6 protein-coding genes are annotated in these 6919 nt (G+C 59.2%); 2 read left to right on the top strand and 4 right to left on the bottom strand.

What is annotated here, in order from left to right:
- Positions 1–70: 70 nt before the first annotated feature.
- Positions 71–1366 carry a glycine-betaine demethylase subunit GbcA gene (gene gbcA, locus QMX93_RS29035; protein WP_053124549.1) on the bottom strand — a complete coding sequence of 432 codons (1296 nt, stop codon included), beginning with the start codon at positions 1364–1366 and terminating at the stop codon, positions 71–73.
- A gap of 294 nt (positions 1367–1660) precedes the next feature.
- Here gbcA and gbcB point away from each other — a divergent pair, with 294 nt between their 5' ends.
- Positions 1661–2761, top strand: a complete 1101-nt coding sequence (gene gbcB, locus QMX93_RS29030; RefSeq protein WP_053124547.1) for a glycine-betaine demethylase subunit GbcB — start codon at positions 1661–1663, stop codon at positions 2759–2761.
- A gap of 210 nt (positions 2762–2971) precedes the next feature.
- Here the strand turns inward: gbcB and QMX93_RS29025 are convergent, their stop codons facing one another.
- The 3 genes from QMX93_RS29025 to QMX93_RS29015 form a co-directional block, all read right to left on the bottom strand.
- Positions 2972–3796, bottom strand: a complete 825-nt coding sequence (locus QMX93_RS29025) for an NAD(P)-dependent oxidoreductase (RefSeq protein ID WP_282359004.1) — start codon at positions 3794–3796, stop codon at positions 2972–2974.
- Positions 3797–4096: 300 nt separating this feature from the next.
- Positions 4097–4630 (bottom strand): transposase, encoded by a 534-nt coding sequence (locus QMX93_RS29020; protein WP_282359003.1) that lies wholly within the window; start codon positions 4628–4630, stop codon positions 4097–4099.
- Positions 4631–4934: 304 nt separating this feature from the next.
- On the bottom strand, positions 4935–5975 hold the full coding sequence (locus QMX93_RS29015; protein WP_008084160.1) for a low specificity L-threonine aldolase: 1041 nt from the start codon (positions 5973–5975) through the stop codon (positions 4935–4937).
- Positions 5976–6101: 126 nt separating this feature from the next.
- Between QMX93_RS29015 and QMX93_RS29010 the strand changes: the two genes are divergently transcribed.
- Positions 6102–6812: a TraX family protein gene (locus tag QMX93_RS29010; protein ID WP_282359002.1), complete on the top strand. Its 711-nt coding sequence runs from the start codon at positions 6102–6104 to the stop codon at positions 6810–6812.
- Positions 6813–6919 lie beyond the last annotated feature (107 nt).

Genomic DNA, 6919 nt, shown 5'->3' with positions numbered 1-6919 from the left:
GGCAAGCCTTGCTCCTACAAGGGGACGCATTCCAATTGTAGGAGCAAGGCTTGCCCGCGAAGCTTTTGCTTTATCCTTGGACAGGCACACCTTTGAGGTAAGGCGCAGGCTCGGCCCCAAGGTTGTTCAGCAAGCGCTCGCTGTACCAATCAACAAAATTCACCACGCCAAATTCATAGGTCTTCGAATAAGGCCCAGGCTGATACGCCGTCGAGTTGATCCCGCGCTGGTTCTCCTCAGCCAGACGCCGATCCTGATCATTCGTCGCATCCCACACCTGGCGCATGCGATCAACATCGTAATCCACACCCTCAACCGCATCCTTGTGCACAATCCACTTGGTGGTGACCATGGTTTCCTGCGCGCTGATCGGCCACACGGTGAAAACGATGATGTGGTCGCCCATGCAGTGGTTCCACGAGTGCGGCAGGTGCAGGATGCGCATCGAGCCGAGATCCGGATTCTTGATCCGGCCCATCAGTTTCGCGCAGCCCTGTTTGCCGTCGAGGGTCATCGACACTGTGCCTTTGAGCAGCGGCATGCGCACGATGCGGTTGCGCAGGCCGAAACTGGCGTGGGCGTAAGGGATCTTCTCGGCTTCCCAGGCAGCGGCGGAGGCGGCGACGTGATCCTTGAACGCCTGATCGGCGCGCGGGTCGGTGACGTCGTCCCATTCCAGCAGGGTTTTCAGCAGTTCCGGGTGCGACGCGTTGCAGTGGTAGCACTCGCGGTTGTTTTCCAGCACCAGTTTCCAGTTGGCCTTTTCCATCAAGGTGGTGGTGATCGCCACCTTGGTGTTCTCCATGTCGTACGGTTCCATGTAATGGTTCAGCGTCGACAGGAAGTCATCAATGGCCGGCGGGTTCTCCGCCAGGCTGATAAAGATATAGCCACCGGCAGTCTTCACGTTGACTGGTTTGAGGCCGTACTGCTTCATGTCGAAGTCGGCGCCCATTTCGGTGCCGGCGAACAACAGGCGACCGTCCAGTTCGTACGTCCACTGGTGATAGTGGCAGACCAGTTTGGCGACCTTGCCCTTCTCGCTGGTGCACAGGCGCGAGCCACGGTGGCGGCAGACGTTGTGGAACGCATGCACAACGCCTTCGGCGCCACGGATGACGATGATCGGGTTCTTGCCGATCTGCAGCGTCAGGTAGTTGCCCTTGGCCGGAATTTCGCAGGTCATGCCGGCAATCAACCACTCTTTCTGGAAAATCTCCTGCATGTCGATATCGAAGAGTCGTTCGTCGCTGTAGAACGGTTGTGGCAGCGAAAAGGTGCGCTCGCGCTCCTGGAGCATTTGTGCGGTGGCCTTGCGTGCGGGTTCCAGCGGATCGCCCAGGCTGATTTTTGCGGTGACGTCCATCGATGTGATCCTCATGGCCCTCTACGTGGCCGGCGAATGTGGCTAATCAGGGGTGCTGCAAAGTGGCTACGCAAGGTGTAAAGAATCTGTCTTGGTGTTGGGGCGAGTGTGGGCCCGGCGCGGGGCGCAACCTTATCCATGGGCGACATGATGCAATCTGTTCCCGACGCGCAACCCCCGGTGGTTGGGGGCTGGTCGCGATAAGTATGCCGATGTCGCGGATAGGTAAACGGGCGGTTCGCGCTATACGCAGAATCGCCGACATGAGGCCGACAGTCGGCCGTGGAGAACAGCATGTCCAACAGCTTCCTGAATCCGGTCACCACCCAGACCTGGGCCAATGGCCGACACATCGTCCGTTGCGTCAAAGTCATCCAGGAAACCTGGGACGTGCGCACCTTCTGTTTCATGGCCGACCAGCCGATCCTGTTCTTCTTCAAGCCCGGGCAGTTCGTGACCCTGGAGCTGGAAATCGAAGGCCAGCCGATCATGCGTTCGTACACCATTTCCAGTTCGCCGTCGGTGCCGTACAGCTTTTCGGTGACGATCAAACGCGTGCCGGGCGGCAAGGTCTCGAACTGGCTGCACGACACGCTGCATGAAGGGCAGGAATTGGCGGTGCACGGGCCCGTCGGGCTGTTCAACGCCATCGACTTCCCAAGCCCGAAAGTCCTCTATCTCAGCGGCGGCGTCGGCATTACGCCGTGCATGTCGATGGCGCGCTGGTTTTACGACACCAACGCCAACGTCGACATGACCTTTATCCACAGCGCGCGCTCGCCGAAAGACATCATTTACCACCGCGAGCTGGAGCACATGGCGTCGCGGATCGACAACTTCAGCCTGCACCTGATTTGTGAAAAGCACGGCCTGGGTGAGCCGTGGGCCGGTTATCGCGGTTACCTGAACCACAAGATGCTGGAACTGATGGTGCCGGACTTCCTTGAGCGCGAAGTGTTCTGCTGCGGGCCGACGCCGTACATGAATGCGGTCAAGCGGTTGCTGGAAGTGGCCGGTTACGACATGTCGCGTTATCACGAGGAATCGTTCGGCGCCACGCCGCCGGAAGCCCGTGCCGATGCGGTGGAGCAGGCGGAACAGGCAGCCGATGCGCCGGAAATCGATATCGCCGATCTGCATCAGGTCGAATTCACCTCGTCCGGCAAGAGCATCCGTGTGGCACCGGGCGAGACCGTACATGCGGCGGCGGCCAAACTTGGGTTGATGATTCCGAAAGCGTGCGGGATGGGGATTTGCGGGACGTGCAAGGTGCTGAAGCTGGGCGGCGAAGTGGAGATGGAGCACAACGGCGGGATTACCGAGGACGACGAGGCCGAAGGGTTTATTTTGTCGTGCTGCAGTGTGCCTAAAGGTGATGTGCGTATCGAGTTTTGAGGGGGGCGAATTTTTGCGTACGGCTTGCCCCTCACCCCAGCCCTCTCCCAGAGGGAGAGGGGGCCGACCGAGGTGTCTGGCGCTCTACATCGACCTGAAAGACCTTATCGATTGTGGATTCGGCAAAGCAGTTTCATGTCGGCGAAATCCTCAAATATCCCCCAATCAGTCCCCTCTCCCTTGGGAGAGGGCTAGGGTGAGGGGGCTTTTTCAGTCAACAAACAAATCCGGCATCAACGCCGCCTCGCTTTCCCGATCAAACCGGTAGTGATTGAACTCAGTCACGCCGCTCTCGCGCAAAATTTCTTCATCGATCAATAGCCGCCCGGTGATCTGCCGATCGCGGCTATCCAGAATCACATGCGCCGCATCCGCCATGATCGCTGGCGTTCGCGCCTGCTTGAACGACTCCCGGTTCCCCAACTGAAACTCAATCGCCGCCGTGGCAATCATCGTCTGCGGCCACAACGAATTCACGCTGATTCCGTACGCGGCAAACTCCTCACTCATCCCCAGCGTCAGCATGCTCATGCCGTACTTGGTCACCGTGTAGGGGCTGAACTGTGCAAACCACTTGCTCGCCAGATTCAGCGGTGGCGACAGATTGAGGATGTGTCCCGAGGATTTCTTCAGATAGGGCAGGGCGGCTTGGCTGCACAGCAGCACCGCGCGGGTGTTGATCTGGTGCATCAGGTCGAAACGCTTGAGTTCGATGTGTTGCACACCGGTCAACTTGATCGCCCCGGCGTTGTTCACCAGCGCATCGATGCCGCCGAAATGTTCGTTGGCCTGGGCGAGAGCCTGGCGCACGCCATCCTCATCACGCACATCCACCTGCAACGCCAACGCCTTGCCACCCGCCGCTTCGACTTCAGCGGCGACGCTGTGGATGGTGCCGGGCAGTTTGGCGTGGGGTTCGGCACTTTTCGCCGCAATCACGATATTGGCCCCGTCCCTCGCGGCACGCAGCGCAATCTCACGGCCAATGCCACGGCTGGCGCCGGTGATGAACAGGGTTTTGCCTTGTAACGACATGCCGATGCTCCTGCTTATTGTTATGTGAGCGAAGGGCTCGACAGACAATGTAGACCAAGCAGATCAGGTAACGCTGTCTCCGCCATGATCGTTCCCACGCTCCGCGTGGGAATGCAGCCGTCGACGCTCCGCGTCATAGCGGTGTTAAGGATGTCGACAGTGGTGAGGCTGGAACGCGGAGCGTCCCGAGAGGCATTCCCACGCGGAGCGTGGGAACGATCAGTGCGGAGGTCGGGCGGACTCAATTTGCTCGTTCCCATGCTCCGCGTGGGAATGCAGCCCGGGACGCTCTGCGTCCCATCAATACCAGCACTGAACCCCAATCAGCCCCGGCATTCCCGCGTAGTCCCTGGCACTCGAATAACGCCAATGCTCTGGCAAGTCCACATATCCACGTTTCACTGGATTGTTGTGGATGTATTCAAGCTTCTGACGCATCACCGATTCGCTGTAGACCATTTCTGCGTGTGAACCTTCCTGCCACAACTGGTACACCCGATCCTGCTTATGTGCGCGTTTGCTAAAGCGCAGGCGTTGCAGAGCTTTGTCGGCACCTTTGCTTTGCAGATCATCGATGATTTGTCGCGCGGTGAAAGATTTGAATTGGCTGAGGCATTTACTCAGGTCGGGCGCCTGAGCGACGAAGTGAAGATGGTTTTCCAGAATCACGTAGCCGTACAGCTTCAAGTCATGGTGGGTCTGTTGATAACGCCAGCAGTTGAGCAGGTGGTCGACGATGTACGGGCGGATGAATAACGGCAACCACTCCATGATCGTGCAAGTCAGGAAATGCGGTTTGTCGGTTTCAGTAATGGTGTAGCGGCTTCGGCCCATGGGATTCTTCCTTGAATCTTGCGGTGCGACGGGAATGGAACGCGGAGCGTCCCGGGAGGCGTTTCCACGCAGAGCGTGGGAACGATAAGGGTGAGGCGGGTGGGATGATCGCGCTAGAAGAGAAGTCTGGTATTACGGTGGGAAAAGTCATCCTCGGCCGAAGATCGTTCCCACGCTCTGCGTGGGAATGCAGCCATTGACGCTCTGCGTCATAGCGGTGTTTAGCGTCTGGGGATGGAACGCGGAGCGTCCCGGGAGGCATTCCCACGCGGAGCGTGGGAACGATCAGTGCGCAGGAGTCAGGTCAGGCGGACATGACTTCGCGGATGTCGCGTGCCAGTTCGCGGACGCGTTCTTCTTCGGTGTCCCACGAGCACATGAAGCGTGCGCCGCCCTTGCCGATGAAGGTGTAGAAGCGCCAGTTCTTCGCGGTCAGCGCGGCGATCGCCGGTTCCGACAGTTGCAGGAACACGCCGTTGGCCTGCACCGGGAACATCAGTTCGACGCCGGGAATGTCGCTGACCAGTTCTGCGAGCAATTGCGCGCAGTGGTTGGCGTGGCGCGCATATTTCAGCCAGGCGTCGGTTTCGAGGATGCCGACCCACGGGGCCGACAAGAAGCGCATTTTCGACGCCAACTGCCCGGCCTGTTTGCAGCGATAGTCGAAGTCTTCCGCCAGTTTGTGGTTGAAGAACAGGATCGCTTCACCCACGGCCATGCCGTTTTTGGTGCCGCCAAAGCACAGCACATCGACACCGGCCTTCCAGGTCAGATCCGCTGGCGAGCAGCCGAGGAAGGCGCAGGCGTTGGAGAAGCGCGCGCCGTCCATGTGCAGGTGCAGGCCCAGTTCCTTGCAAGTGGCGCTGATGGCGCGAACTTCTTCCGGCGTGTAGACGCTGCCGACTTCGGTGGCTTGTGTCAGGGTGACCACGCGCGGTTTCGGGTAGTGGATGTCTTGACGCTTGAGGGCGACTTCGCGGATCGACTGCGGGGTGATCTTGCCGTTTTCAGTGCCGGCGATCAGCAGCTTCGAGCCGTTGGAGAAGAATTCCGGGGCGCCGCATTCGTCGGTTTCGACGTGGGCGGTTTCCGAGCAGATCACGCTGTGGTAACTCTGGCACAGCGACGACAGGGCCAGCGAGTTGGCGGCGGTGCCGTTGAAGGCGAAGAACACTTCGCAGTCGGTTTCAAACAATTGGCGGAAATGGTCGGACGCGCGCGCGGTCCATTCATCGTCGCCATAAGCGCGCTGGTGGCCGTGGTTGGCCTGTTCCATGGCAGCCCAGGCTTCAGGGCAGATACCGGAATAGTTGTCGCTGGCGAATTGTTGGCTCTTGTCGGTCATGGCCGGCTTCCGTGGTCGAGACTCTTGTGAAGGCTCGTGGTCAATGATGGTGCGCACTTTACCGAAGATCTTCCGGGGAGCACACGAGATGTCGCTGTCTGAACATTACAAGGATGCAGGCCGATTATGCACCTGAGAAAACGCGACGGCGCGCTGGATCTGCTCAAGTGGCTGGCGCTGCTGAGCATGTTGCTCGATCACCTGCGATATGTCGGGTTCTCCGCCGATTGGCTGTACGTGCCGGGGCGGCTGGCGTTTCCATGGTTTTGCCTGGCGATGGCGGCGAATCTTTCGCGCGATGGTTCGCGGAAGATGGAATGGCGCTATCTGGGGTGGTTGTTGCTGTTCAGTGCGGTGAGTGAGATTCCGTATCGGTTGTACATTCCCGAGCCGGATACGTTGAATGTAATGCCGACGCTGGCGCTGGGGCTGCTGGTGGCGCGGGGCTGGCAGGATCCCTCGGTGATGTCGCGATTGCTCGGTGTTGCTGCGCTGGTGCTGGCGATGGTTTTCCCGGAGCGGCTGATGTTCGGGTTCTTCGGTGTTGTGCTGCCGTTGGCAATGCTGCTGGTGTTTCGTCGGCCGTGGTATTTCAGCCTGTTGCCGGGATTGGTATGCCTCGCAGCGAATCAATGGCTAGTGCTTTACGACTCGGCGAGGTTCGGCAGTAGCGTGGCCATTCTTGGGATTGCCGCGTGTCTGTTTGCGCCAGTGCTCGGAATGTTCCTGTTGCGACATGAGCGACATCTGCAGCCGCCGCCGATGCGTCGCTGGGCTTACGCCCTCTATCCCGCGCATTTCCTCCTATTGCTCGCCGTCCGCCAGTTGCTCGCCTAACCCCTGTAGGAGCTGCCGAAGGCTGCGATCTTTTGATCTTGAAAATCAAAGTCAAAAGATCGCAGCCTTCGGCAGCTCCTACAGGGGGATGCATTCTTTGGGTCATT

It is taken from the genome of Pseudomonas sp. PS01303 (assembly GCF_029959385.1).
GTDB lineage: Bacteria > Pseudomonadota > Gammaproteobacteria > Pseudomonadales > Pseudomonadaceae > Aquipseudomonas > Aquipseudomonas rustica.
The sequence above is the reverse complement of the archived record's forward strand: the minus strand, read 5'-3'. Positions and strand labels throughout refer to the sequence as shown.

Excerpts from the sequence above, each read along its gene's own strand:
- gbcA (WP_053124549.1), bottom strand. The coding sequence starts at position 1,366 with ATGGACGTCACCGCAAAAATCAGCCTGGGCGATCCGCTGGAACCCGCA.
- gbcB (WP_053124547.1), top strand. The coding sequence starts at position 1,661 with ATGTCCAACAGCTTCCTGAATCCGGTCACCACCCAGACCTGGGCCAAT.
- QMX93_RS29025 (WP_282359004.1), bottom strand. The coding sequence starts at position 3,796 with ATGTCGTTACAAGGCAAAACCCTGTTCATCACCGGCGCCAGCCGTGGC.
- QMX93_RS29020 (WP_282359003.1), bottom strand. The coding sequence starts at position 4,630 with ATGGGCCGAAGCCGCTACACCATTACTGAAACCGACAAACCGCATTTC.
- QMX93_RS29015 (WP_008084160.1), bottom strand. The coding sequence starts at position 5,975 with ATGACCGACAAGAGCCAACAATTCGCCAGCGACAACTATTCCGGTATC.
- QMX93_RS29010 (WP_282359002.1), top strand. The coding sequence starts at position 6,102 with ATGCACCTGAGAAAACGCGACGGCGCGCTGGATCTGCTCAAGTGGCTG.